33 protein-coding genes are annotated in these 25338 nt (G+C 65.7%); 4 read left to right on the top strand and 29 right to left on the bottom strand.

Translation table 11 applies throughout. The features are described 5' to 3' along the window. Positions 1–259: 259 nt before the first annotated feature. The 3 genes from G3N18_RS11865 to G3N18_RS11855 all read right to left on the bottom strand — a co-directional run bounded on the left by G3N18_RS11865 (position 260) and on the right by G3N18_RS11855 (position 2999). Positions 260–877: a hypothetical protein gene (locus tag G3N18_RS11865; protein ID WP_196384495.1), complete on the bottom strand. Its 618-nt coding sequence runs from the start codon at positions 875–877 to the stop codon at positions 260–262. Next, complete coding sequence (locus G3N18_RS11860) at positions 874–1719, bottom strand: ArsR family transcriptional regulator (RefSeq protein WP_196384494.1); 846 nt, start codon at positions 1717–1719, stop codon at positions 874–876. Before G3N18_RS11860 ends, G3N18_RS11865 begins: the two co-directional genes overlap by 4 nt. A 356-nt stretch (positions 1720–2075) precedes the next feature. Further along, positions 2076–2999: a DUF2599 domain-containing protein gene (locus G3N18_RS11855; protein WP_196384493.1), complete on the bottom strand. Its 924-nt coding sequence runs from the start codon at positions 2997–2999 to the stop codon at positions 2076–2078. An 81-nt stretch (positions 3000–3080) separates the two neighbouring features. On the opposite strand from G3N18_RS11855, the gene G3N18_RS11850 reads away from it, so the two are divergent. Next, positions 3081–3431, top strand: coding sequence for a hypothetical protein (locus tag G3N18_RS11850; protein ID WP_196384492.1), 351 nt, complete (start codon positions 3081–3083; stop codon positions 3429–3431). Between the two features lie 14 nt (positions 3432–3445). On the opposite strand, the gene G3N18_RS11845 is transcribed toward G3N18_RS11850, so the two are convergent. The 11 genes from G3N18_RS11845 to G3N18_RS11795 form a co-directional block, all read right to left on the bottom strand. Then, complete coding sequence (locus tag G3N18_RS11845; RefSeq protein WP_196384491.1) at positions 3446–4054, bottom strand: hypothetical protein; 609 nt, start codon at positions 4052–4054, stop codon at positions 3446–3448. 115 nt (positions 4055–4169) lie between these two features. Then, positions 4170–4463 (bottom strand): helix-turn-helix transcriptional regulator, encoded by a 294-nt coding sequence (locus tag G3N18_RS11840; RefSeq protein ID WP_196384490.1) that lies wholly within the window; start codon positions 4461–4463, stop codon positions 4170–4172. A gap of 101 nt (positions 4464–4564) precedes the next feature. After that, positions 4565–4999, bottom strand: a complete 435-nt coding sequence (locus tag G3N18_RS11835; RefSeq protein ID WP_196384489.1) for a hypothetical protein — start codon at positions 4997–4999, stop codon at positions 4565–4567. 2 nt (positions 5000–5001) lie between these two features. Beyond that, positions 5002–5274, bottom strand: coding sequence for a hypothetical protein (locus G3N18_RS11830; protein ID WP_196384488.1), 273 nt, complete (start codon positions 5272–5274; stop codon positions 5002–5004). 14 nt (positions 5275–5288) lie between these two features. Beyond that, on the bottom strand, positions 5289–6263 hold the full coding sequence (locus G3N18_RS11825; protein WP_196384487.1) for a M23 family metallopeptidase: 975 nt from the start codon (positions 6261–6263) through the stop codon (positions 5289–5291). Beyond that, positions 6260–7699, bottom strand: coding sequence for an ATP/GTP-binding protein (locus G3N18_RS11820; protein ID WP_196384486.1), 1440 nt, complete (start codon positions 7697–7699; stop codon positions 6260–6262). Before G3N18_RS11820 ends, G3N18_RS11825 begins: the two co-directional genes overlap by 4 nt. Continuing rightward, positions 7696–9363, bottom strand: a complete 1668-nt coding sequence (locus G3N18_RS11815) for an SCO6880 family protein (protein WP_196384485.1) — start codon at positions 9361–9363, stop codon at positions 7696–7698. The genes G3N18_RS11820 and G3N18_RS11815 overlap by 4 nt, the downstream gene beginning before the upstream one ends. Next, a complete protein-coding gene (locus G3N18_RS11810) occupies positions 9360–10619 on the bottom strand; it encodes a hypothetical protein (RefSeq protein ID WP_196384484.1) in 1260 nt (419 codons plus the stop codon). The genes G3N18_RS11815 and G3N18_RS11810 overlap by 4 nt, the downstream gene beginning before the upstream one ends. Before the next feature lie 2 nt (positions 10620–10621). Next, on the bottom strand, positions 10622–11302 hold the full coding sequence (locus G3N18_RS11805) for a hypothetical protein (RefSeq protein WP_230404151.1): 681 nt from the start codon (positions 11300–11302) through the stop codon (positions 10622–10624). Beyond that, positions 11302–11580, bottom strand: a complete 279-nt coding sequence (locus G3N18_RS11800) for a hypothetical protein (protein WP_196384483.1) — start codon at positions 11578–11580, stop codon at positions 11302–11304. Before G3N18_RS11800 ends, G3N18_RS11805 begins: the two co-directional genes overlap by 1 nt. 1 nt (position 11581) lies before the next feature. Further along, entirely contained in the window at positions 11582–12787 is a 1206-nt protein-coding gene (locus G3N18_RS11795; protein WP_196384482.1) for a MinD/ParA family ATP-binding protein, read from the bottom strand. A gap of 151 nt (positions 12788–12938) precedes the next feature. Between G3N18_RS11795 and G3N18_RS11790 the strand changes: the two genes are divergently transcribed. Then, positions 12939–13253 carry a MarR family transcriptional regulator gene (locus G3N18_RS11790; protein ID WP_196384481.1) on the top strand — a complete coding sequence of 105 codons (315 nt, stop codon included), beginning with the start codon at positions 12939–12941 and terminating at the stop codon, positions 13251–13253. Positions 13254–13302: 49 nt separating this feature from the next. Then, positions 13303–13881: a DUF7010 family protein gene (locus G3N18_RS11785; protein WP_196384480.1), complete on the top strand. Its 579-nt coding sequence runs from the start codon at positions 13303–13305 to the stop codon at positions 13879–13881. Here G3N18_RS11785 and G3N18_RS11780 read toward each other — a convergent pair. The 12 genes from G3N18_RS11780 to G3N18_RS11725 form a co-directional block, all read right to left on the bottom strand. Beyond that, positions 13853–14741 (bottom strand): IS5 family transposase gene (locus G3N18_RS11780; protein WP_196384479.1). Its coding sequence is split into 2 segments (ribosomal slippage): positions 13853–14383 and positions 14385–14741, totalling 888 coding nucleotides; the frame shifts between segments, so codons are not numbered across the junction. The two genes, G3N18_RS11785 and G3N18_RS11780, sit on opposite strands and share 29 nt — an antisense overlap. Before the next feature lie 79 nt (positions 14742–14820). Continuing rightward, positions 14821–15126, bottom strand: a complete 306-nt coding sequence (locus G3N18_RS11775; protein WP_196384478.1) for a hypothetical protein — start codon at positions 15124–15126, stop codon at positions 14821–14823. Further along, positions 15123–15905 carry a ParA family protein gene (locus tag G3N18_RS11770; protein WP_230404150.1) on the bottom strand — a complete coding sequence of 261 codons (783 nt, stop codon included), beginning with the start codon at positions 15903–15905 and terminating at the stop codon, positions 15123–15125. Before G3N18_RS11770 ends, G3N18_RS11775 begins: the two co-directional genes overlap by 4 nt. An 88-nt stretch (positions 15906–15993) precedes the next feature. After that, positions 15994–16236 carry a hypothetical protein gene (locus tag G3N18_RS11765; protein ID WP_196384476.1) on the bottom strand — a complete coding sequence of 81 codons (243 nt, stop codon included), beginning with the start codon at positions 16234–16236 and terminating at the stop codon, positions 15994–15996. Between the two features lie 19 nt (positions 16237–16255). Further along, entirely contained in the window at positions 16256–16651 is a 396-nt protein-coding gene (locus tag G3N18_RS11760; RefSeq protein ID WP_196384475.1) for a hypothetical protein, read from the bottom strand. A gap of 8 nt (positions 16652–16659) precedes the next feature. After that, on the bottom strand, positions 16660–16860 hold the full coding sequence (locus tag G3N18_RS11755) for a type II toxin-antitoxin system HicA family toxin (protein ID WP_196384474.1): 201 nt from the start codon (positions 16858–16860) through the stop codon (positions 16660–16662). 44 nt (positions 16861–16904) lie between these two features. Further along, the gene (locus G3N18_RS11750) at positions 16905–17534 is read right to left on the bottom strand and encodes a hypothetical protein (RefSeq protein ID WP_196384473.1); all 630 of its coding nucleotides are present in this window, start codon (positions 17532–17534) and stop codon (positions 16905–16907) included. Beyond that, positions 17531–17788, bottom strand: a complete 258-nt coding sequence (locus tag G3N18_RS11745) for a glutaredoxin domain-containing protein (protein ID WP_196384472.1) — start codon at positions 17786–17788, stop codon at positions 17531–17533. The genes G3N18_RS11750 and G3N18_RS11745 overlap by 4 nt, the downstream gene beginning before the upstream one ends. 310 nt (positions 17789–18098) lie before the next feature. After that, on the bottom strand, positions 18099–20024 hold the full coding sequence (locus G3N18_RS11740; protein WP_230404149.1) for a type IV secretory system conjugative DNA transfer family protein: 1926 nt from the start codon (positions 20022–20024) through the stop codon (positions 18099–18101). Further along, complete coding sequence (locus tag G3N18_RS11735; protein WP_230404148.1) at positions 20024–20575, bottom strand: hypothetical protein; 552 nt, start codon at positions 20573–20575, stop codon at positions 20024–20026. The genes G3N18_RS11740 and G3N18_RS11735 overlap by 1 nt, the downstream gene beginning before the upstream one ends. A 433-nt stretch (positions 20576–21008) precedes the next feature. Continuing rightward, positions 21009–21983, bottom strand: a complete 975-nt coding sequence (locus G3N18_RS16185) for a hypothetical protein (protein ID WP_230404147.1) — start codon at positions 21981–21983, stop codon at positions 21009–21011. 307 nt (positions 21984–22290) lie between these two features. Beyond that, positions 22291–22485: a hypothetical protein gene (locus G3N18_RS11725; protein WP_196384470.1), complete on the bottom strand. Its 195-nt coding sequence runs from the start codon at positions 22483–22485 to the stop codon at positions 22291–22293. Between the two features lie 342 nt (positions 22486–22827). Here G3N18_RS11725 and G3N18_RS11720 point away from each other — a divergent pair, with 342 nt between their 5' ends. After that, positions 22828–23085 (top strand): glutaredoxin domain-containing protein, encoded by a 258-nt coding sequence (locus G3N18_RS11720; RefSeq protein WP_196384469.1) that lies wholly within the window; start codon positions 22828–22830, stop codon positions 23083–23085. Here G3N18_RS11720 and G3N18_RS11715 read toward each other — a convergent pair. The 3 genes from G3N18_RS11715 to G3N18_RS11705 form a co-directional block, all read right to left on the bottom strand. Beyond that, complete coding sequence (locus G3N18_RS11715; protein ID WP_196384498.1) at positions 22999–23358, bottom strand: hypothetical protein; 360 nt, start codon at positions 23356–23358, stop codon at positions 22999–23001. The genes G3N18_RS11720 and G3N18_RS11715 overlap by 87 nt on opposite strands. A 103-nt stretch (positions 23359–23461) precedes the next feature. Further along, positions 23462–23845, bottom strand: a complete 384-nt coding sequence (locus G3N18_RS11710) for a hypothetical protein (protein ID WP_196384468.1) — start codon at positions 23843–23845, stop codon at positions 23462–23464. A gap of 867 nt (positions 23846–24712) precedes the next feature. Beyond that, positions 24713–25338 (bottom strand): hypothetical protein (locus G3N18_RS11705; RefSeq protein WP_196384467.1); only part of this gene is annotated, 626 nt, incomplete at its 5' end.

Below are 25338 nucleotides of genomic sequence, written 5' to 3'. Positions count from 1 at the left end.
GGTTAAGGCGCCATGGTTGGCGTTGAGACGATCGCGCAGCTCACTGTAGAGCGTCAGAAGTGTGGTGGCGGGGTTCGTCATATCGTGATCCTAAAAGCGGGCCACTACGATTGCCGCCTGCCAAGTGCTCGTCGGTATCCCGTGTTGTCCCATGGTGTCCGGTGTTGCCTGGTGGGTAGTGGTTTGCGTATGATTGAGATTGCCTCCCGTTGCGACGGGTAAGGAAGAAGGCCTTAGAACCCCAGCCGGACGACTGGATCTAGGGCCTTTCGCTTGCGCTCGCGAGAAGGAGTGAGTCCGCCGTTCGTCGATGGATGATGAGCGATTCCGACAGCGCCTCCAGGTGTCTCGCTTCTCCGACGTGTGCCGCGTTGATTGCCCCGAGCACGATGTCCGGGATCCATAGCAGGGGTTCATCACCACCGCGGCAGTGATCGATGCGCATCCGAGGATCGATGCCCTGGCTTCGAAGCGCAACGAGGTGTGCGACGTCGTTTCGGTCTTGCGGACCCGTTCGCGCTTCGAGCGTGAGGTCGAAGATCTCCATCGACACCATCTCGTGGTAGAGCTCCTCGAGGCACTTCCGGCGGAAGCGCTCGGTCTTACGGCGCGGTTCGTCGAGATGCGTGATGACGATGTTGATCGAGCCGAGAGCACAGATCTTGTCCACGATCTGCCGGCGCCGAGCGGGTTGCTCGTCAGTCCAATGGAGCTTAATCTGGCCGGGTAGCAGCAGAGGGGTGAGTTGTTCTCGCACTTCGTCGATTTGATCCACGGGCAACAAGGCCGCCCCGATCAGGTATTCCTGATGAGACGCTGACCTCATCGCTGTTGACTCGTCGACGAAGCCCCGGTATGTAGTCGCCGAGCCGGTCATGATTCTCCCGTTTGGGCGTTCGCGGCCGCGAACTTGACGGTCTGAGCCTTCACGCGTTTTCGTGTGGCCTTCCTCGCACGCTCTTGCAGCGCACTGCGCGCCTCGTGTCCGTAGGTGCCTGTAAGCGAGTACCACATGCGTACCGTTTCGCCTCCGGGCGCCAGTGGTGCCTTCTTCCTCTCGATCCGGCGGTGGACAATGCCACGATCAACCAGCTCAGTAAGACCCTTTTGCGCCGATTTCGGTTTGATGCCGTACCAGTCACCGACGGCCTCGTAGCCCAGCCAGACCTCACGCTTGTAGTTGGTTTCCTTCGCAATGACGAGCATCATCACGAGGGCGGGCAGCGACAGCTGGGCGAATAGCGCTTCGTTCCAGAACTCGTCCGGCAGCGCGAAGTAGGCGTTCCACCGGTCTGCGCGGCCGCCAGGGAACTCGTAGTCGGCGCCCCCGTCTTCTCGGCGGGGGGTGACGCGGAGCAGACGCCCTTCACGCTTCTTGGTGACGAGTCCCATCTCCGCGAGATCGGACCATGCGCGTGAGAGGGTCGATGCGGACCAGGTCGGGCCGACGGACGCGGTCAGCGCGCGCACCCAGATATCCGCCTCGAGCGGTTCGCGACGATCGTGGAGCCACGGCCACGCGGTCAGGAGCAGCAGGTAGAGAAGGAGAGCTCGGTGCTTCCGCTCCGTGAGCATCTTGGCGACGACGGACGCGCGCGGCTTGTCCTCATCCGGAAGCTGCACGAAGATGTGGCGAATCTGGGCGTAGCCGCGCGCGGAGAGGCGGGTGATGTCAGCCCGGGTCTCTGCAGGATCGGCGGCTACGGATTCGGTGGTCATACGCACATCATGCCAGATACCATGATCCGACCATTCCAGAAAGCTGGCATTGCCAGTTGCGGTTTGGCACCAGATAATGCGACGCTCCGCTGCGACATGCCGATTCGATGCCTCAGTGCGACGCGTGATGCGACATACCGTTACCGCCGATTGCACAGTGAGCGCTCGCGATGCGGGTGCCGCAACTCATCTCATGCGATTTCAAAGAATCTGTCTCACCAAACGATGGCGCGAGTGATAGCCCAGCCGCGAAGCACTTGAGCCGCGACCGGGCTGGTACCACACCCCCGGCAAACGTATCCCCCTCTCGCAGCTCACATTCGGTGCCGCGAGAGGGGGATCATCGGTACCCGGGCTTAGGAGGGGTTGCAGCGAGCGAGGAGCATCACTGGCGAGTTCCATCCGTGGCTCGGCGTCCACGACTCCAGGTTGTACGTATCGCCGCCACCCTGCTTGTTGTAAGCGACGTGGCAGAAGAACTGGTTGGTGATGGTGTCATTGATCTTCGAGGCATTCGATCCCAATCGAGACTTCAAGTCAGCCAGGTGGTAAGAGAAATATGCCTGACCGCCCTGACTACCGAGATCTCTGCCGTATTGCGTCGGAGTCGCGTTGATCTTGTATCGGCTGGGGTCAGATTGTTCGTATGTAACCCAAGCAGCGCTGATGAGCCACTTCCCCATATAGGGGTCAGCAATCACCGGAAAATCGGCCGCGACCAAACCTCCCGTATCAACATGCTGTGTGAGCGTCTGGTTGTCGTATGTGAACCAGGTCGGCACGTCAATGCCGTTCACATCCTTTGCCCAGGGCGGCGCGACACCTCCGATGTAGTCACCCGTTTCGTTGAGGAAGACAAGCCCGCCGTTCTCGAGAAATTCGTAGGTTCCACCCTCTGGCAAGTCCACGGGGAAGTCGTATCTAGTCGGCGCATCCGGTGCGTCGAGCTGGATGGCGAAGAGCGCCTCGGCGTTCTCCAACAGGACGGGTGTCACTGAAGAACTCTGAGTTGCCTCCGGGGCTTCAACCGAAAAACCGCCATCGGCGGAGTCCAAGCTGATCGTGGCATCTTTGACGCTCACTTCGACGCCTTGTAGCTGGGTCGAGTCTGCGGTGGTGAGGGCGATGTTGTCAGCGAACTCAGGCTCTGCGGCCAGGAGGAGTTCGAGAGCGTCGCCCGGCTCAGGTTCACTTGCCGCCCAAGCTGGCGCGGAGATCGATAGGCAGAGGATGAGGGCACTGCCCGCCGCCGCGGCGAGGAGCTTTTTCTGGTGTTTCATTAGTTTCCTTTCGTGCGCGCCTTCAGGCGCACATCATTCCTGACCCAGGAACGTGACCGACGCGGCGGGTATATTTCTGACATGACTCAGTCACAGCAGGCTCTAACCTCCGTGTCGGCGCGAACTCGGGTCGTTTTCGGACTGTTCCTTCTTGTTGCAATCGCTGCCCTCACGGTGGGCAGTGCCCTGCAGTCTTCATTGAGTGGCGAGTTCCCGCCATACGGGGCCACTGCCCTTGAAGAGGCACGCTGGGCTTGGGGCAGTGCGCTCGTCCCGATCGGCGGCGCACTGGCTTTTGTCTGGGCAGTGCTCGTCGTAGTGCTTCGCAAGCGGATCGGACTCCGTCTAGTTACTGCAGTTGGCGTCGCGATCGGGGGGGTTGCCGTGGCGCTATTTCTCGCCTTCACGGCTTGGATGGCTTTTCTCGTCTGAGTTGGGCCGAGGCTTCACCTGGTGGTAGACAGGTTGACCTGTTTTCCGGTGACAGTGGTGCCGAGCGCGATCACCGCGTTTTTTCCGTTGCGTTCGGGCATGCAGTACGTCTTTGGGAGAAGCGGAGGAGAAACAAGCGGGTCCAGCCAGCACAGCTTCGCGTAGTAGTTTCCTGTGAAGAAGTCGCCGCGGTTACCCCAGGTTCCGTTCGTAGTGCCGAGCGTGAATGAGTAGTCATACACGGGGCCCACGCCGTACCAGCAGGGCGAGGTAGAGGTGCAGCCCGTCGCAACGGACCGCGCCGATGATCCCGCAGCGGCGGGTCCGGTCGAGAGGTCGTTCGCCTCCCCCAGAGCTTGCGTGAGCTGCTTGGCTGTAAGCGGCTCAACAGATTCGACGGCGCCGCTGAATGCGTCTATCTCGATCCGTTTTAGATCGTCTGACTGATAGAGAGCGACTTCTTCGTCGCTGAGCCCTTCTAGCCCGTCAGTTGCGGCTGGGGCGGGCGGAGTGTCCACTGCCGCGAACGCGGGTGTGGTGGCGCCCAGTAAGGCAGCCACGACGACGGCGGTGCCGATGGTGGCACCGATCCCGACGTGGCCCCGGCGAAACTTCCAGTTCATCAGCTATACCGTCCTTTGCTATGAGAAGAAGATCGGCTGCCTATGACTAGCCGTCCTCGCATTCCCACAGTGAAGAACATCCGACTCAGCGGCAAGGCAACGTATTAGCTGGACATCACAGCGATTCGCCGGTATCGCGTGCTCTGAGCGGCGCCTCGAGACCTACTACCTCGAGGACGCGAACGAGAGTATCCATCGTCGGGTTGACCAGCGCGCCCGAGATGCTTCTCCCCCGCTCGATACAGCCGTAAGTGGCGATCGTCACGCCTGCTCGAGCCGCTACCTCCTCCTGCGAAATACCCAACCGTGCTCGCGCCTCTCGGCACCGCTTCGCCAGCTCTTCCACCGCCGCGACAACGCTTTCGTTCGATCCGTAACGGTCGTCTGACGGAGTCACCTGTTCGCGCATGCCTTTCCTCTCACGCCAAGCACAAGGGCGAACGTAGATGTGCCCACCCGGTTCATCGATGCGTGACAGATCCGTCGGGCGCCGGCTGTGGAGCGAAGATGCTAAGCACGGTTTTCTCCCTGGGCCGGCAGCTCCGCGGCCCAGCGCTGGACGTCTTTCACGACGTCGAGTAACGCTGCCGGTTGGCCCCTGTAGCGCTGCTCTATCGTGAAGAAGAAGTCAGCGATCACGTTGTTGATCGGCCAATGCCCTACCTGATACCCGGCTGGAATTGTCGCGATCTCCCACAGCGGGCCGGTGAACGTGTACTTATTGGCGCCCGGATAGCGGCGGAGCACCGCGTAAACAACGCCGTCGAGAATGCTCACTCGCCACTGGGAACCGTCGTCGTAGTCGACGCGATCGAGCGCGTCATACCCACCAATGTCGCCGGAAATGTTGAACCGGGAGAGCCGCGAAGGATCCTCGGCCGCATAATCGACCGAAGAGTCATATGCGGTCACCCCCGCCGGCGCGTCACGCGTGTAAGTGTTCACGGTCACTGCGCCGCGGCGGAAAGATAGCGCTCGAAAGCGCGGGTGGCTTTGGCAGGATCTGTCTCCCCCGACTGAGGTTCACCGTGCTCGTCGACGGGCACGTACCGGTAGGTGGTGCTGTCCCCCACGAATACGATCCGCAGCATAAGTTCGCTGTGAACCGCGGTGTAATGGTCGTCGTCTCCTGGATTAGGGTCAATCCACGCGTGCTTGATGCGATCAGCGTTAATGATTTCCCGCTTGCCGTCGTTGCGAGCGGTGAGGGTGATGAACATATGTCGTTCTCCTATCAGTGAGGCAGCGGGGCGCCGGCGGCTTGCATAAACGGTTCGGGGTTGATGGGCTTGCCATCCTTCTCGATCTGGAAGTGCAGGTGGCAGCCGCGGGAGTAGCCGGTGTTGCTCATCTCGCCGATCTGCTGGCCGGCGGTCACGACGTCGCCCGCTTTCACGAGCAGACCTGCTTCCATGTGGAAGTACCCGGTGACGATCCCGCCGCCGTGGTCGATCCAGACGGCGTTGCCTCGGTAGGGCTGCACGCCGGCCGACCGGACGGTGCCGGCGCTTGCGGCCCAGACAGGGCCGCCACACGTGCCATCGGCCAGGTCCGTGCCTTTGTGGCACTCCCCACCGGGACGATCGATGTCGCACGTCCCGAACGTGTCGGTGACCTTTCCGCGGGCAGGCACGATCCACTCCCCTGAGCCAGCTGCGCAGCTCGTGGTGAGCGTGGTGACGATCGCGGTCGCGTCGTTCTCGTAGCGTGCGTAGTGCTGGGGGTTGGCGTTGATCTGCACGGCGTGGATCGCGAGGGTGGCAGCCATCGTCTGCCAGCCGGGAACCTGGATGAGTCGGTCGTAGAACAGTGCGGCCGCGCGGCTCGGGTCCATCCGGTCCTGGACGCTCCCCCACGATTCCTGCTGCTGGAACAGGCCGATGCTGGTGGTGCGGGTGCCGTTCGGGTTGGTGACCCCAGAGGTTTCCCAGTCGCCGTATGTGACGTTGCGGAGGCTAGATTCGCCCATCGCGGTCATCACCGCGAGGACTTGGCCGTGCTGGTCGACGCCGACGTCGATACCTGCCCGGACGATCGCAGCCGCGTGCACGAGCTGCTCGCCTTTGTAGCCGGCGACGTCGGCCGGGAGCGCGCTCGTGTCGGCCAGGCACATGCCGTGCGCGTCCGCGCGCTGCACCGAAGCCAGCACGAATGTCACTCCGAAGAGGACGACGAGCAGAGCGACGACTGCGCCGGCAACGAGTTTCATGCGTCGGCCCTGCGGTGGTCCCCTCGCATCCCCTCGTCGGTGTCGGTCAGTCCAACCTCGATCGAGGAACGCACGTGCTCGACGTGGGTTTCGGGCACACTGCCGTACTTGAAAACGAACTGACCGGGCGCGAGGGTTTGCAGCACGTCGGCGGTCGACGGGTCGAACCCGAACGTGCGCACCGCCCAGTCGGCATCCTCCTTGCGGTCCTGCCGGAACACGTAGATGCTCTGCGCTTCGCTGATGACGGTGCGTCCGGGCGAGTCAGCGGGGATATCGAGGCCCTTGTGGAACACGAACACGTTATTCAGTCCGAGGCCGCGGGAGAGCTTCTGGTTCGATTTCAGGAGGTGCGCAGCGGGCCCCTCCACCATGTCCCAGCCTTCCTCGTTGATGCACGTGGTCTGCCAGCCGGGATCGGTGCGCAGCCGGCCGAGCATCCACTGGTTCCCGATCGCGCGGACCACGTGCGACGACGGGCCTTCGCTGGGGAGCTGAGAGATATCGAAGCTGGTGAGCTTGCCGGTGAGGCCGACGTTTTCGCTGGTGTCGCCGTCGAGCAGTCCGCCGTACTCGTCGAGCAGCCCTTCGAGGGTGAACCGGACGCCGAGGCCGGCCTGGTGCAGCCGGTCCCGCGCCTGCTCGGTGAGGTCGCTGTCATCCACGGTGCCCAGCAGCGGGAGAAGATCAGCGAGAGTCGGAGCGCGCCGGCCCTCGTGCGCGGCGAGGGCTTTCTTCAGCGCTGACCGCGCTGCCTTCTCTTCCCAGTCGTCGATGCGGGCGCCGTCGCGCGCGATACGCACGATCGCGTGCAGCAGCCGATAGGTGCCGGCGGCGCCGATCTGAGACACGATCAGCGGGTCCAGCAGATTCAGCCTCGACCCCGAGCCGTCCGTGGTGAAGCGGATTGGCTCGCCCTGGCCCCACTCCCTCACCAGCTCGGCGTACTCGCCTTCGCTGCCGCGGGGCTTCTTGTCGAAGATCACCGCACGGCGGTAACGGATCACGAGCGGACGGATGACGTAGACCGTCTTCACGAAGCTCGACTTACCCCCGCCCACGCCGCCACACACGATGCTGTTCGGGCTGGAAATCAGACGCGGAGTCGAGTTGTAGGCCGTCACCGGGTCGTGCGTGATGAGCGAGTGGGAGAGAAGGTCGCGGCCGTTGGCGACGCCGGCGGTGCCGGTGACCGGCCCGATGAGAGCCGTGTTCAGGACGGACGCCTGCCGCGTCGTCGACGGGGCCCCTTCGATCAGGGGCGCGTAGTGGCCACGCGCCGCTGGGCGCGCCTTCACGCGCCGCTGTGGGCCGGGTAGCTCGTAGGGCGATACTTCGCCGGCTGTGGTGTCGATGACCTCGTCAGCGGCGACCTCGGCGGGTTCGATGTTCTTGCGGCCGCGCCGGGACCGGCGCGGTGCTGTGGTGTCGCTCACGCGATCGCCTCCTTGTCTCCCCCGCCGGCCAGCGCCCGCATGGCGCGGGCGCCGAAGCTCGGCACGTGAGGACGGATGCCGCGGCCGATCGGCCACGTATTGCCGCTCGCTGCGGGCTGGTACGAGTCGAGCCATTCGAGCTGTTGGATGCCCACCTCGTTCGCGCACAGCTCGGCCAGCTCGCGGCTCGCCTGGGCGAGCTGGTCGCGGCTCTCGGCGGTGATGGTCACGTAGCCGACCCAGTTCGTGCCGTGGTGCCCGCTTCCCTCGGCCAGATCGTTGCGGCGTCGCTGCGCGGCCGCGACCCGCACGCTGCCCTCGTCGAGCGGAATCTTCCCGCCGGCTGTCTCGGAGATCTCGGTGGACATATCCGACACCAGGTCGCGTCGTGCCGCGTGCCGCGCCTCGGTGGCCGGCACGAGCTCAATGTGGAAGGTAACGGTGCGGATCACGTCGAGCTCACGGCCCACGAGCAAATCGAGCAGCCACAGCGGGCGCCGCTGCGCGACGGTCAGATGATCCGCGCGGATCGCGGCCGTGCGGTGCCACCACTCGACGGGGTGCCCCGATTCGGGGTCGATGCCCTCGACGACGTGCGCAGAGTACTCGCCTCCGCGCGATCGCTCGCCCGTATTGGTGGGCCTGACGTCTCGCACCAGGTCGAGCGGGCGTGAGGGGTTCTGCATGTGGCGAATCACGGCGGTGGTGCCGCGTGCGGTGAGTGGTTCCGCCCAGGCATTGCGGGAGTCGAGTAGTCCGCGACGGAACGACTCAATCTCGGATGCCATGAGCTTGCGCCACCCGTCACGGCCGGCGCCGTATTTCCGCGCGTGCTGCACGAAACGAGAGGTGAGCGGCCAGCGGCCGACGACGTAGTGACGCTGCACCATCGCCCCGCGGGATGACTCGATCAGCACTTCCTCGTAGGAGGCCTTCGCCCAGTCCGGCGCGGCCGGGTCGATGTTGTTGAGTACCCAGAACTCCTGCAGGGCCGTGTCGGCCGGCAGAACGCGCGTGAGGGGCTGCACGACGCGCAGCAGCGACGACGGCGCTGCCTTGCTCGCGAGGAATGCGCCGAACGCTTCGGCGCCTCGCACGACGTTCTCAGGCGATTCCATCCCGCGGAGCTGTCCGCTCACCGAGAAAGCCACGCTGAGATACGGTTCTTCACCGACCGGGCCGTGCCAGGCGATGCCGGGTACTCCACGCCCGGACTGCAACCACCCCATCCCGTCGCATCCGTCCGGGTTCGCGCGCATAGCTGCCAGCTCACGCGCCCACTCGATGCGGGCTCGGTGATCGGCCTTCTCCTTGCTCTTGCGCGTCTGTGAGAGCGCGGTGGTCAGCAGCGCTGCCCTGTCCGCGTCGTACGGAATGTATTCGTCGGCGTGCGACCGCTGCGCCGCACGGTACCGGCGCTGCCGGCGCCGGCGCTCGAGAATGCTGCCGTTGTGGGTGCCGCTAGTGAGTATGATCAGCAAACCGACGCCGAGCGCGGCGGCGACGATCGCGACCCACCCGAACGCGGGCGTGAACACCATGCCGACCGCGATGATGGCGACAGTCCCCCACCCGCGGGACTTGTTCTTGCTGCCCCAGAACCCTCGGTGGCTCCCCTCGCCGCCGAGGATGAACACTCCACGCTCCTGCTGCCCGTCGCTCACTGTGGCCGTTCCTTCCCCTGCACAGGCGGCGGTGTAACGCTCGTGTGTGCAGTCTCGCTCGCTTTGCGTGTAGCGGTCGCGGCACCCTTGGCCGCGACGACGGCGCCGGCCGTGGCGGCGCCCGCGGCCTTCGAGCCGACGCCGGCGGCTTTCGTACCGGCCCCTGCGGTCGCCTTCCCTGCGGCCGCGCCGCGGCCTCCCGCGCTCTGAGCGCCGATCTTGCTCGCCATCGCCCCACGTGCGTTCTCCGGTGTCGCGGATGCCCTGACCGACTGCGAGCCGCGCGGGGGCGGGGTGGTGCGAGCGGGTGTCGGGCGGGCCTGCGAGGGCGAGCTGGGCCCGAGCGGCCGTGTGGGTACTCCATCCGAGGCGGGCGCGCCCGCCAGGTGCTTCTTTCCCCACGCGATCAGCACGAACGGCGCGAACACTGCGAGGAATATCGCGATGACCGCGATCAGCAATCCGACGAGGTTCTTGAACCCGTCGTTGCCCCACTGCCCCACCGCGTCGATGTTGAGGCGGAACGCGAACCCCAGCATGAGAAAGAGCAGCGGCTGGACGAAGAGCATCCCCACCCAGAACTGCACGGCGCCGATCCCGCCGCCGCGGCGTGCGTGGTCGACGACCCACACGACGGCGAGCGGGATGAGGATGCCGGCGAAGTACTGCACCACGAGCTGAAACACGAAGATGAGCGGGATGATGAGCATGCCGATCGCCATCGCCCACACGACCATGAAACCGACGTATGCGCCGCCGGCAATCTTTGTTGGGTCGTCGACGGCGATGTTCGAGAACGTCGCGACCATCTGGTCGATGGTCCCGCCGTACGCCCAGTCGATGATGCTGCGCGTGAGCGCCCTGACAAATTCCACGAGCAGGATGCCGATCGCGGGCCCGAAGCTGATACCGATGATGAAGCCGGGGAAATAGAGGCCGATCGACTCGAAGAGGTCTTGCCCGCTCATCCGCCCGCGCGCGACGCGCACGAACTGGAAGATGAGCAGCACGACCGCGAGCAGCATGCTCAGCGCGAACGACACTCGATAGGCGCTGAGAAACGACGGCAGCGTGAGGTCTGGCAGCGTCGACCCGGTGATAGCAGGGATGACGTCGTTGCTCAGCCCGTTAACGGCTTCGCGGCCGGCCTTATACATGTTCCCGAACGGATCAGACCAGAAATTGACCACACCGCCAACCGCATCGACTGCCCCGCCGATGATGTCGGGGATGCTGGGGAGGTCCGCCCTCAGCATGGTCAGCAGCCACCCTTGATCGCTACGCCCGTCGTGCGCAGGGTGTTGGCGTCCTCGACGTCGACACCGTCGTCGATCGCCCAGCCGGCGTCGGTCCACACCACGGCATAAGAGGGCATGAAATTCAGAGTGGGATCGATCGCACCGCCCACCACGAGCGGGAGCATGAGCGTCAGCTCCACCCGGTCGCTGTCGAAGGTGTTGATCCGGTAATAGCCGTTGAGACTCGTCAAGTAGAACTGCGTGGCCTCGAACTCCGCGGCCGACGCCGCTGAGGATGCGAGATTGGGCGCCAGCGACGCCGTGCCATCGATAACGGCAACTTCATCCGCTGGTACCGCCGGCTTTTGAGCGAGCCATCTAGAGAATGTGATGGCGAAAGACACTGCACCCTCGGGCGTGTGCGGCGCGGCGGCTTGGGCGTCGAGCACAGCCTGCGGGCTGCGCGAGTCTCCGCCGAGGCAGCCGTCGACGCCCGCCGCCGCAGGGGGTGCGGATGTGGCGGGCGTCGACGGAGTTGAAGGGGCGCGCGTGGTGGTCCCTGGCTGGGGAGCCGGGTCGTCGCGCGGGCCGTAGATCATGCCCAGCCCGACGACGCCTGCCACGACGACAGCGACGGCTGCGGCTGCGGCCAGCCAGAGCCAGAGCCGACGCCGGGAGGATGCGGGCTGGGTGTTCATCATCAGGCGAAGATCGCGATGATGGCGCCGACGATGACGGCGAGGGCGACCAGGCAGCCGAGGCCGATGCCGGACCAAAGCACCTGCTTCTTGCCCTCGGCCACGGCCTGGGGGTTCGTCTCGCCGTTCTGGGCGATTTTCACGAAGCCCATGATGAGAAACACGATCACCACGACGATCGCGATACCCCACACGCCTCCGAGCAGCTTCTGCCAGAGCTGGGTGAATTCGGCGCCGAAGATGGTGAAGTCGGGAATGATGCCGTCGAGCGGGTTTTCCATGTCACTGTGCCTTTCGTAGTTCGGTGTTGAGCTGAGCGACGATGCCCGCCGTGAGCCTGGTGATTGCGTCGGTGGTCGCGGGTGCGAGCTGCCCGTAGCTGAGGGTGGTGCGCTCGGCAATGTGCCGGTCGACGGGGACGTGATAGACCGCGCGGATGCCGGCTTGTGCGATCAGCTCGTCCGCGTAGGCGCTTATCTCCCCGTCTTCGGGTCGCCCGTCGTGGGTGCGCACGACGATGGCGTTCTGCGCGAGGTATTGAGCCTGGCCGCCGAGCTGGTGCAGGTGGCGGAGCAGCTGCATTGCCCCTTGCAGCGCGTCGAGCGCATCGAGCACGGGGATCACGAGCACGTCTGTGAAGTCGAGCGCGCCGTGAAACGCGCTCGAGCTGGGCTGATTGCCGGTGTCCATCACCCGCACGGGATAGAACTCGTCGAGCTTGTGCGTGATGCGGTGCACGTCAGCGCCCGTGAGCGCTGCGCGGTCGCCCACGGTACCGATCACCGCGGCGTAGCTCGTCTGCTGAGAGACGTAGCCGGCCAGGTGGCCGGCGCCGCGAATCTCGTCGACGTCGCGCAGCAGTTCTGCGACTCCGACAGGGGCGCGGCCCTCGGCGCGGACGGATAGGGCGCCGGCGTCGTCTGCCACCTCGACGACCACCGCCCCGCCCCCGCGGATGCTTGCGAAGCATCCACCGATCGCCAGAGCGAGGGGTGTCTTTCCGACTCCCCCTTTGGGGTTTGCTACCAGCACGCCGACGCTGCGCTGCCATTGTGAGAGACGAATGAGCGATCGCGCGCTCCCCAGCTCGGCAGCGCGAATTTCGGCTGCGCTGGGCTTCATGTTGAAGCCCATGTTGCGCATCACTCCGCGCCAGCCGTGCGAAGCCTTCTCCGCCGTCTCACGCCGGCCGTCGCGGAGGTCGACGCTGGGGATACCCTGCGGCGCCACAGGCGCCCCGGGTGCCGTAGCAGGCTCGCTCACGACTGGGGGCGGCTCTGATGCCTTCGACTCTTCAGGATCGGGTTCCCTGGTCTGGAACTCAGCTAAACGTTGCTCCGAGGTCGACACTTCCGCGTTATCCGCGTTGTCCACCTTTTGGGGGACGCGTGGAATGTCTTTCGCGGACACGGCCGCGGTGTCTTCCTCCACGTATCCCTGAGCGCGTGCCGCGCCTCGGAAGCTGAACTGACCATCGATGTTACTCATCCGCACCCCCTGCGTGTCGCCCAATCGTAACTCGCGGTGCGGACATGCACCGCCGATTGTTCTACACACAACGCTAACGGATAATCCGTTAGCAGTTTGCGACTTTTGGCTAGTTCTCGGTCTGATTCGCTGGGCTGGCAGAATGGGCGGCATGCCTCGACGCACGCGGATTCCCGACCTCACGGGGGAAGCTCTCAGCGCTCATCGGGTCATTCAGAACGAGTCGCGGCTAGTCTGCCTGCGGTTTCTCTTGGGCGCGCCGTCCGCGTCACGCGCTGAAATCACCCGGGCGACCGGTCTGGCGATCACCACCACGATCGACGCGCTCTCCGAGCTAGAGGAACGCGGCTACGTGACTGCCACCGTGCCTGCTGAGGACCGTTCTGGGCGCCATCCTCGGTACACAGTGAACCGTGAGCGCACGACAACCGAACTGCTGGCCTTTGTGAGCTGGCTACTCGGCTAGGGCGTGTCTGACAAAGGGGCGAACGCGCAGTTTCTGGGAGGATGAGCCCATGGATGTGAAGGAAGCGCAGCAGGATGTCCGCCGTGTCTATCGCGGCGGTTTTTCAGGGCCGCTTGTCTCTGCGCTGGTCTGGGTGACGGCGGCGGCCGTTTACCAGTGGGGGTCTGCTGCTGCGGCGATGGTCGTGCTGTTCATCGGGGGAATGCTGATCTTTCCGCTATCCGCCCTCGTGTTGAAGGCCATGGGAGGACCAGCATTTTTGCCCAGGCAGCACCCCTCCAACGCGCTCGCTATGCAGAGCGCGTTCACCGTGCCGCTCGGGCTGCTCGTGGCGATCGCGCTCGGCATCCTCGCGCCCTCATTGTTCTTCCCGGCCTCGCTCATCATCGTGGGCGCTCACTACCTCACATTCATCTCGCTTTACGGGATGCGCCTGTATGGCGTCCTGGCCGGTGTCCTTGTCGCAGTCGGCGCGGCAGCGATTTTCGTCGTCCCGACGCTGCGGGACGCCAGTGGTTGGATCGGTGCTGCGGTGCTCCTCGTCTCAGCGATCCCTCTCTTCATCAGCCACCGGGTCGAGAAGGCAGCATCTGTGAGTGTTACGCGGCAAGTGTTCGAATCCAGCTGATCGCGGCGTGGATGAGGACGGCTGCGCGGTAGGTGACCGCGTGCTTGTCGTAGCGGGTGGCGAGCCCTCGCCATTGCTTGGTGTGGCAGAACCGGCGCTCGATCACGTTGCGGTTCCTGTAGTCCTCGGCGTCGAGTCCGACGGGTCTGCCCCCGCGTGATCCGCGCCGCTTGCGGTGGCCCTGTTGGTCACGCGGTTCCGGGATGACGGCTTTGATCCCGCGGCCGCGCAGGTGCGAGCGGATCGCGCGGGACGAGTATGCCTTGTCGCCTCGGACGACATCCGGGCGGGTGCGGGGCCGGCCGATATCGCGCGCCACGCGCAGCTGCTCGAGCATCGGGATTAGCATCGGCGAATCGCCGGCCTGGCCGGGCGTGATCACTGTGACCAGCGGGAGCCCGTTGCCGTCGACGAGCTGATGGACCTTCGTAGACAAGCCGCCTCTGGAGCGGCCGATGCTGTGATCAGGCGGCTCGACGTTCGGATTCGTGTAGTTCGATCCATCCCCCTGTGGGGCGCGTCGTGTTCGTCGCGTGCTGGTGCGCGCGGGCGATCGTAGAGTCCACCGACACGGACCAGTCCACCAGGCCTTCGGCGTCGGCCTGCGCGATCAGCATGGACACGATCGTGTCCCAAGTCCCCTCCGTGGCGAGACGGTGATGCCACGTCCACACCGTTTGCCAGGGCCCGAAAACCTCGGGCAGATCACGCCACGCGAGCCCGCACCGATACCGATAGATGATGCCCTCGAGCATCGATCTCGCATCCGAGAACCTCCGTCCCGGGCGCCCCGTCGGCTTCGGCAGCATCGACTCGATCAACGACCACTGGGCATCAGAGAGCAACTGGAACCGCGACACACATCCAGGCTCTCAGCCGCCATCCCCCAACCTTTGTCAGACACGCCCTAGGCCCGTCCGGCGCTTTGACACGTACGCGTCAAACATTCCCCCACGTGCGCAGGATCGCCTCTTCGATCAGTGCCCGCTTTTTCTTCCCGGTGCGCTGGTTGGCCTGGGTGAGCACGTCGTTCACGTCGGGGCTGATACGTGTAGAGAGCTGCACAGTGACCTCTACTCCCCCGGCCGCTACCGGCGCGGCCGCCGCCGCGGCGACCGGCGTCGTCGCGGCCTTGCGCTCGTCGGCAGCGACGGGCGTTGGCTTGTAGTCGATCGGGTCTACCCCGGCATCGGCAGCAGGTCGCGGTCGAGTGCGGGGGGGACGGTCTGCCTGGTTCGTGCTCATCGGATCACCTTTCGCATCACTTCGGTATACGCCTCGCGCACGGCTGCGCCCTTGCGGTACGTGCCGTACCACTGCCCCGCCATCCGCACCTCGGGCACGATCGCCAGGTGCGGAACGATGGGTTCGATGAGCGGCACCAGCTCGCGCACCTGGTCGATGGCGTCCTGCTCCGCGTAGGAAAGGAAGCCTGTCCCGTCGCGCGTCATCGTCACGCCGGCCTCGTCGATCGTTGCGGCAGCGCCCAGACGCGCCATGCTGCGCCTGAACGCCTCGACAGTGCGCTGGGCGCCCATCACCCCATCGACGCCCGAATCGGACGCCGTAGCGGCGTACAGCACGCGATCTGAGGCGTGCAGGGCGGAGAGGGTGAGCGGTCCACCCTGCCGGTTCGCGCAGTCGATAACCACGACGTCGGCTTGCAGGTCGACGAGCGATGCCTTGAGGCGCAGCTCGGCGTAGTCGTCGCGCTCGCTCTCCCGGTTGCTCAGGTCGCGAGCGGACGGGATGACGCGCAACAGCTCGTGCCACGCGCTCCGCACGGCGAGGTCTTCCGCCCATCCGGTGGGCTCTTCCTTCGCGCCGAGGATCGCGCCGATGTGCAGCCCCTCCCCCACAGGCTCCGTGCGGGTCCACTTTGTCGAGGCTGCGCGCGGGTCGAGGTCAATGAGGACGGTGCGATAGCCGGCCTCGGCCGACGTCATCGCGACTGAGACGGCCGCGGTCGTCTTGCTGACGCCGCCGGCCTCGCTGTACACCATCACGGTCTGCATGGTCTTCATTCTAGCTCTCTATCTATCTGTCTAGCTAGCTGGCGTTCGTTCTAGAAAGAAAGAACGCCAGCTAGCTAGAAAGTCTTTCGGTGGCTGATTACCGAGTGGCGCGGACCGCGCAGTCTGACTCGTCGTCAGCGATGAACACGCTTTCGACCGTCGTATCCCAGTGCTTGTACCGGCCAGACTCTTCGAGTTCGCGTTCGAGCTGATCGAGGAATGACGTCGTGGCCGATCCGACGTGGGGGAGGAACGGACCGTAGTAGGTCGTGATTTCCTCGCCGTCATGCGTCAGCTTCGAGGCCTTCACGACGACGGCGGTAGCGGTGCGGCTGGTCATAGGTCCTTCTCCTCGTGGCTCATGCGCTGGCTTTCTCATCCAGCAGTTGGTAGACGCGGGCACGGGTGACTCCGAGCACGCGGGCGGTGTCGATCGCTGAGAGGCCGTGCCCGTCGCGCAGCGCGCGCGCGGCCGCGCGACGTTCGAACGCGGCACGGGCTTGGGTGTTGGCAGCTTCTTGGTCGAGGCCAGCGGCCTCGTCGAGCAGTTCCGCGACGTCTTCGGGTTTGATGATCTGCACGTCAAGCGCGATCGCCTCGGGCGCGACGTCGAGAGCGCCGGCGATGAGGTCGCGGGCCATTTCGTCGACCTCCGCGAGGGTGCGCGCCTGGGTCCGGTAATCGACGCTCGGCGCGTCGATGATCCACCAGCCGCCTTCGCGGGTGACCTGAACGGTGTGGGTGTCCCGGTTCATTTCTTTCCTCACTTCCATTCGTCGGGCACGTGCCCGACGACTTTCTCGATGCTCCTGAGCACTCCTGCCGAGATCACCGCGTGGCGGGGGAGCGGGATCGACCGGGCGCCGTCCTTCTTCCACCAGGTGTGGCGACCGCGGTCGCGGTCGACCTGGTATCCCTGGTCTTTCAGGAACCGCTCGACCTGACTCCGCTTCGCATCCTTCATGAGTCTAGTATACCCCGCTCTATACATGCAATGTCAAGCGCGCTCTATACATCTGCGATAAATTCGCCGCCGCAGATTCCGCAGATGATGGGGCCCGCGTCGAAGACGGTGAGGGATGCCCGAATCTTGCGGCCGCAGTCGCATTCCGCGGCCGCGCCGTTGTTGTTACTCTTCCGGCCCCCTCCGACAGTGACCGCCTCGGCGCGTCGGTGAGCGGTGATGGCCTGGTGCAGCATCGCGACGGTCTCGGCGTATCCGGCTTCGGTGGACTGGGGGAGCGCGGTGAGGCTCCACCCGATCCGGTCATCGTGCTCGATCGCGAGCCCGAAGCTCTCCGCGATGCTCTTGAATCGCTGGTTGTGGTACCGGCCCTGTCGGCTGGTGTCCTTGATTCCCCGCACCTGCGCGGCCGCGTGGGCCGCTTCGTGCAGCAGGGTCGCGAGCACGGATGCCGCGCCCGCGGCTAGGCCCTCCCCACCCACGAAAAGCTCGTGCAGCTCGTCTTCCCCGCGCACCCACCGCTGGGCGGCGAAATGGCCCAGCTTCATGCCCTTGGCGTCGCTGCCGCTGCCGATGGTCACGACGACCTCGGGCACGTCCTCGTGCCGTTCTCGGATCGCCGCCCAGGCGTCTTCGATCGCGGCCACGAGCGGCGCCGCCACGGTCGCGCTCACGCGGCCACCGCCTGAATCGTGCCGATGAGGTCGGGGCGGAACCCCGACCATGCCGCCATGCCGTCGACTTTCACCACGGGGAGCTGCAGAAATCCCATCGCCCGCAGCTCGTCTGCCGCCTCGGCGCGCAGCTCGTCGACGTCGACGACGCGATAGTCGATCCCTCGGTCATCCAGGGCGCGGAACGTCGCCCCACACTGCACGCATCCCTCACGGGTGAACACGGTGACCCGGCCTGCGGCTGTTGCACTCATCGTTCTCATCCCTTCCCCCTCCACGTTTTTTTGCCGTGAAGGCGACTTGTCGCCGCTAGGGAGGTCGGGCGAAGTGCAACCCGGAGGGCGGTGGGGGAGAGAGTTTCGGCGCGAAATAAGGGAGCTTGCGACCGCGTGCCGAAAGTCTCGGGGGAGCCGGCGGCGCAGCCGCTTGAACGGAGCCGGACCGACCGTATGCTGCCGAAGGCTTTACGGCAAAAAGACGGGTGCCCGTAGGGCCCCAGACTGCGGCCGCGGAGCGGACGTCGCCTTCGGGCGCGTGCGCCCGCCCGGTCCCGCGGGGGCTGGCTCAGCTCTCGGTGGGTTCCTCGTCGACGTCGCCGGCAGGCGGGTCTTCCGCCGTTGCCACTGGCGCCGACTTGTCGTCGACAGGTACGGGTGGCGTGGGGGAGGGCAGCGCCCGGAACGGCGCGATCGCGCCACCCTGCACCACCCAGAACTGCCCGACCGCGGCCCTCCTGACGTCATCAGGCGGGATCACATAGGTGTGCTGTGCTCGCGCCGATCGCAGCTCCTCGCCGGTGGCCGCACCGGATGCTTCGAGCCGCATCACGGTGCCGGCGAACGCCACGACGTCCTCGGGGTCTTTCGACCGTCCGAAGATGAGCGCGGCCCCGCTCGACAGAGCGCGGCGCCGCTGCGCCTCGTCCTGTGAGAGGCCAGCGACCGACTGCGCCGCCAGCCACAGACCGAGGCCGGCGGAGCGTGCCGTCTCGAACATCGACGCGGCCGTGTCGCCGGGGTCGCTGTCGGCGGTGACGAGCTGCGCGAACTCGTCGACGAACACGACGGCCGGCGACTTCTCCCGCCGCGCGAGCCGCGCGCTCATCCAGCGGCGGAGGTCGACCAACATCAGGTCGCCTACGGTCGCCTGTGCGCGGTCGGCGGGGGAGAGGGGCACGATGGTGAGGTCCGCGCTGCGGTCCTCAAAGCTCCACCCGGACGCGGCCAGGTGCGGCTCTAGCGGGCCGAGGGCCAGCAGCAGCCGATCCCGCACCCGATCAGCGCGTCGGGTGCCGGCCCTGTCGACGGATGCGGCGAGCATGTCGAGCTGCGCCTGGTCGCGCACGTGCGCGGCCGGCTCCGCGAGCCGGCCGAACAGGTCGCGCATCCCGGTCAGCGGTGCGTGCGCCTGGATGGCGCCCAGCGCCGACTGCACCTCGTCGTTGTAGAACTGGCCATCGCCGGTTGACGTCGGCAGCGTCCGCATGAGTTTCGACGTGATCTGTGCAGCGGTGCCGGTGAACAGGTTCCACGGTTCACCGACCCGCACCGTGTAGCCGCGCGCCGCGGCCGTCGCGGCGAGCTTGTCGGCGTCCTCGGGGTCGCCTTTCGCGTCGATGAAGAACACCGGCCAGCCGCGATCGAGGATCGCGAGGATGGCGCCGTGCATCAGCACGGTCTTACCTGATCCGCTCTCCGCGAGCTGGAGCACGCGAATCGCGCCGGCAGCTTCGGGCAGCACCACGAAGGTGCCGGCGTCGTCGGTCCAATCCGGCACCCGCCGGGTGTCCTGCATCCGGTCCCCAATCGTGCGGATGGTCGGCCGCTGGATCATGCCGACACCCTGCAGGGTCACCCGCTCCCGGCCTCCGCCGGCCTTGGGGCGGAGGCCGGGCACCGCGTGCGGTGCGACGATCGGCGTCCCGCCGGCGCGGGGGCGGAGGCTCCCCGTACGGGCGTCCAAGTGCAGCCCGAGCTTGCGGGCGGTGACGATATCGGCCGCCCGCTTGCGGGCGCTCTCGATGTGCTCCTGCGTGAGCACATCGGGGATCTTCCTTGTCCGCACCAGCTCCGCGATCTGCCGGCGGCGCCACGACCATGCCACCGGGAGCAGCAGCAGCCCGAGCAGGAAATTCAGCAGCAGCAGCGGCCACCAGCTCGACAGCAGCGCGAGCGGCCACCCGTCGAGCTGCACGAACGCGCGAGCCTCGCCGCTGGCGATCCAGCGTGTGAGCGCGAGGCCTTCGGCCGCGAGCACGACCACGACCACCAGCACGGCAACGACGTTCACGACGGGGTGCCACTTGTGAGTCACCCAGAACCACTGCCGGCGCGCGACCCGGTTGCCGGTGAGCGAGGCCGCAAGCAGCGGGATCGCGAGCGGGAGGAACAGCAGCACGAGCGCGAGCATGACCACGAGCTGCACGATTCCGAACAGTGCTTCCGTGCCCGCGTCCGTCGACGGCTTCTGTTGTGTGTTTGTCTGGCTCATCAGTCTCGCCCTCCCCACGTCGGCAACGTCGGCGCCGAGGGCGCCGGCGCGCTCGTCTCTTCCTCGAGGTCTTGACCCGTACGTGTCAATTGCTCGAGCTGTTCGACCGGCGCCCAGAGGGCGTCGAGCTTTCCCACGATGTGGCCGCGCTCGTCGAGCGCGGGCACCGTCACGAGACGATCGCGCACGGCCGGGTGCAGCCACTTGTCGGCCTCACGCGCGACCGCGCGCATCGCTGCCGGTGTCCCCACATAGACCACCCGATCGACCCCCTCGGTGAGCCATCGGCCATGCCCGGAAAGGATGCTCTGGTAGCGCGGCAGCGTCTTCGCTGTCAGCTCGACCTCGACACGCTCGACGCGATCGCCACGGCGGGCGATCCCATCGGCGGCATGCTCTCTTGTCGACGCGGGCTGTCGGTCGCGGTCCCATGCGTACCCGGCGGCCATGAACCGCGCCGAGAGCGCGGCCACCGCGACCTCGTGTCGCGTGGTCGCGCGGAACAGATTCGGCGCCGCCCGACCCGACATCGCGTGCGTCAACCAGATCACCGAGCCATCCCGAAAAATCGGCCGCGCGCGCTCGATCAGCCCCGCCTCAACGCCTCGCGCGATCCACTGCTGAGCACGCCGCACCGACACCGGCTCGCCCCGCCCATCGGTCGCCGCAAGCACCCAGCGGACCGCCTCAGAATCAGCGATCCGCACCACCCGCAACCACTCGAAAATGCGCTCGTCCCTCGCCGTCAACTGCATCCCCGCCCCGCTTCCTTCCCTTAAATCTTTGTCTTTCCTTTGATCTTTTTAACTACCCATATTTGAAGTGCCCTTGTCCTGCTGTCCCCACCAGAACTTGCCAACCTCCTACCCGAAAGTGTACTTGTTGAGGGCGGGAGGTTGGCAAGCGTGTTAGCGTGGTGGGGACAGCAGGACAAGGGCAAACGAACCATTTTGGTTCGTTTACCTATTCGCTCTCGATGAATACTCAGGCGAATACCCGCAACGGCTTCGGTCGGCTCGGGTATTGCGCACGCATCGCGGCGATAGTCGCCTCGATCGCGTCACTCTCAGCCTCGATCTGAGCGCGTCGCGCTGCGTCAGCAGCGCGTGCGCTGAGTGCTTCTGCCATCCGTTCTCGACGCTCTCGGCCGACTCGCTCAAAGGGCGCCAGCTCGTCGGCTGGTACTGCGTTGCGCAGCAGCCAAGCCAGGTAGGCGAGGGGGTCTCGCTGGTCCCCGGGATCAGCAACTTGAACCCCTGAGGCACGCACGCTTTGGTCGATCCGATCGACGAGCTGCTGCACGGTCCAGCCGTGCTCCACGAGCTGCAACCGCTCGATGAGCGAACACAGCCGGCCGATGTGGACTCCTCGCACGAGCCACGGCATCCGATGCTGCAACCGCGCTGCAAGCTGCTGCACCGCGATCGCGCGCGGGGCGCCGGGCGCCGGCGCCTTGCTCCTCGTCGATGCTGGGCGTCGCGAAGCGGCGCCCTTCCGTGCGCGCGGTAGCGCGCGCGTTGGTGAGGACTTTAGAACGTGAGATACCTGCTCTCCTGACGGAGAGACAGGTAGGTGGACATTCTCCACAGCTTGAGGATTCTTCGGGGCGCGTCCCTGCATGACCGCGGCCGGCATCACCAGAGCCCTCGTCGACGCTGCGCGGACTTGCGTGCTGCCGTGCGCTCGGCGTGCCTGCTCGCGCTCACCGGTCGTCAGATACCGGCCCTCGGCGACGGTGACGGCCAGCCCCATCGCTTCCAGCAGATGCCGCGCTCGCTGGACTGTCTTCCAGCTCATCCCGAGCTGCGCGGCGACTGTCTCATGAGCGGTCGTGACACCGCGGCCGGTGGTGCGGTCGGCCGACGAGCGGTCGGCGTACGCGACGCGCAGCAGCGTGTCAGGCGCCACCCGCGCAGCCTTGCGCAGCTCTTCCCCCACCGGGGTGCGCAGTACGTCCATCACAGCGTCGAACCACGCCTCGGCGGACCACCAGGCCGGCAGCTCGGCGTACGCGCCTGTGGGCGCGGGGAGCGACCACGAGCCGCGTCGCTCGCGCGACACGCGGTCGGCGCTCGCGCTCGATCTATGGCGATGAGGGCGTGCGTGAGCTAACCTATGCACATACCGGCCTTTCCTGAGGGTGGGTACAACGAAGCCCCGCTTCTAGGAGCGGTTCTTCCTCACATCGCCTGCATCTGTTCCGGTCGCCAAACTTCGACAGATACGGCAAGAGCTTCGAGGCCCGCCCCTGGCGGGCCTCAACTCGTTACGCGGCGTCTATAGGCAGCACCCCGTCCTCCGCGTTAGGGTCGGCCGGTAGCCACGTCGGGCGCCCCGTGTGGTCAAGCTCGATGTTCTCGACCATCAGGTCGAAGAGCGCACCCCCGGACATTCCGACGTGCGCCGCGAGCTGGTTGAACCGGTCACGGTTGGACTTCTCAATCTCCCACCCAGCGGTCACCGGGGACACGCGAGAGTTACGGGGGAGTCGAGGCGCCATGCCCCGACCATAGCGCTAGCGGTGCCCCTGCTCTAGCGACACGCCGCTAGCACTAGCGTCTGCGAACCTCCCGATTCGTGACACGTACGTGTCAACAGCTCGAGCGGAGCGCGTACGCGCGCCGGGGGAGCCGAAGGCACGTTGCGTCCCGCTCCACGCGCGTCAAGGGTGCTGCACAGATTCCTGCGGAATCCCAGCAGAGCTGGCCCCTGACCCGCCCTCCACGGCCCGCAGGGTGGCGGGTATCAGCCGATGGCGATGCATCGGCTGATGGGCCGACAACTGCGGAGAGGATGACGAGCGATGAGCGTTCAGGCAACGGTGTACGGGGCAGAGGGATGCTGGAAATGCACGAACACGTGCACGGCCCTGCGGCTTGCCGGCATCCCGTTCGAGGTCGTAGACGTCCATGACGCCGGCCTCGTCGACGAGCTGCGGGAGCGGGGCGTGCGAGAGCTGCCCCTAGTCACGACCTCAACGGGGGAGAGTTGGGTGGGTCTGCGTGTCGACCGGATCGTAGAACTGCGGCGGGCCGGCATCGAGCAAGCTCACGCCGACTAGCCACTGCGAGAAACGTTCCGTCTCCGCGATCGCTTGGCCTAGATCCTCGAACTGACCAACGACGATCACGTGCTCCCTGCCGGCGATCGTGGCGTGCACAGTGGCGTGACAGGTGGGCACGCAGTCCTCGACGAACGCGCGCCACCTGTTGTCGACGATGACGCCCTCAACTCGTTCGATCTGGTCTGTGTCGATGTACTCAACGGGGCCAGGGATCGGCACGTCATGGGGGTCTGTCGTAGTGCTCAACGCAAGCGGAAGGAGGCGGGTCATGGTGCCAGCTTCGCTGCGGACGCTCACCTCCACGCGCGGATCGCCCCGAGCTGTGGATAAGAGCATCGGGGGAGTGCGAGGGGGCCGCGGCCCCCTCACGTCATCAGCGCTGGGCGTCCATCGCTTCGAGCGCGATCTGTAGCGCGCGCTCCTCGCTCATCCCCACGACCCGGATGACGCCTCGCGACACCTTCACCGGACGCTTGGCGGGAGCACGGAGAACGGCCTGCAGTCGGCCGATTTCCTCGTCGCTCACGGGGTCGACGGGTGCCGTCCTGAAGCGCTCCCACTGCTCGCTGTACACCGGCGCGTCACGCTCTGCGATCGCACGACGGATCGTTACGTCGGATGGACGTTGGAAGTACCTGCGTGCGGCGGCGTAGTTCTCGGCGGTCTGCTCCCGCGTCGACCGGCTCACCCGTGCCGGCGGCAGGGCTTCCGCGGCGACCCGGCTGACCAAGACTCGTGGTGCGTTGAATCTCTTCATCTCTACCCCTCTCGTTTTCTTGCCGTGAAGGCACGAAGTGCCGAGCAGGGCAGAGCGACGGAGTGCAACCCGAAGGGCAGCGGGGGAGAGAATTTCGGCGCGATGTGAGGGAGCGCAGCGACCGCGTGCCGAAAATCTCGGCGGAGCCGGCGGCGCAGCCGCTTGCGCGTAGGCGCGGCGCCCGTACGATGCCGCAGGCTTCACGGCAAGAAAACGGGTGCCCGCAGGGCATCCCGAAGCTGCGGCCGCGCAGCGGCCGTCGACGAGGTGCACACGTGCACCTCAGCGCCGACTACCGGCGCTCGACCGCGTTAGCCCAGACCCAGACGTGCACAGGGTGGACGGTCCCTCGCGGAGTCCATCGCACGAGAACGGCGCGCGCTGTCCAGGCGATCGCCTCGGAGGCGATCGGCTGCGCTTCGACGAAAGCGACCTGATGTGGAACCCACGCTGTGACAGGGACTGGTGCGGGCGCATCGACACGTCGACCCGTCGCGCTCACTTGTTCGATCGTGAGGCTCACGGGGCGAGCTGCGCGGTCTGCGGTTCGACCGGCGCGCTCGACGTCGTGCTCGACGACCTGGTAGCGGCGGTTCTGACCCACCCCGCTAGAGTAGATCAAAAGTTCGAGAATTAGCCATTTCGGTTTCCCCGATAATAGTTATTATGTCCAATACTAGACAAGAGTAAATCCCCCTACTGACTCTCTTTCATGAGAGAGGCGATCCGGCCGACGTTGTAGGCATTACCGATCTGTAGACCTTTTCCCGGCCTCCCCGAATCGCAGTCTCCGCATCTACGAGACAAGTGCGCGCCAGGCCCTGCAAGCACACATCAACAGCACGTCGATGCGCGCGTAGGTGTCGGTTACTGGCCGATACCCGGGGTCAATGCCAACTGCGTGGCGACGCTGCCACCTTCGATAAGCGCTCCCAGGGCCGCGGTGGGCAGGATGTTGGTGACCAGGTTCTCCCACAGGGTGTGTTTGGTCGTCTTCTCGCCGCCGGCCGCTCTGAAAGCGGCGAAGAGACCTTGCACAGCTGCGCCGAAATCGAAGCTGGAGCCAATTGCATCGTCGTCGAGAGCGATCTGGATCTGGTGGAGCAGCCGCGAAATGAATACCCGCAACGGGTTAGACAGTTCTTGGTCCACCTCAAGGGCATCCCGGGCATCCGCCAGCACCTGGCGCAGCGTTTTCACGCGAGCGTCATCCAGCAGGAAGACTTTCCCCTCGAGATAGTTTCGGAACCCTTCAATCTGATCGAGGATCTGCTGACCGAAAGCCGCGTCTCCTGAGACATTCGTACCCCAGCCGTGCGGGAAGGCAGCGATCGGCCCCCACCAGGACGGGTACTGCCGACGGAAGAGGGCTACGTTCTTGTTATCGGCCTCCAGCTCTGTCAGCACCTCATCGATGCGGATGAGCGATCGTGCAGCGGTGGTGAGCGGTCGGATGCCTTCTTGGGTGTCGAAACTTACGAGCGCGGTTAAGG

This window comes from Microbacterium paulum, from assembly GCF_015707995.1.
Taxonomy (GTDB): domain Bacteria; phylum Actinomycetota; class Actinomycetes; order Actinomycetales; family Microbacteriaceae; genus Microbacterium; species Microbacterium paulum.
The sequence above is the reverse complement of the archived record's forward strand: the minus strand, read 5'-3'. Positions and strand labels throughout refer to the sequence as shown.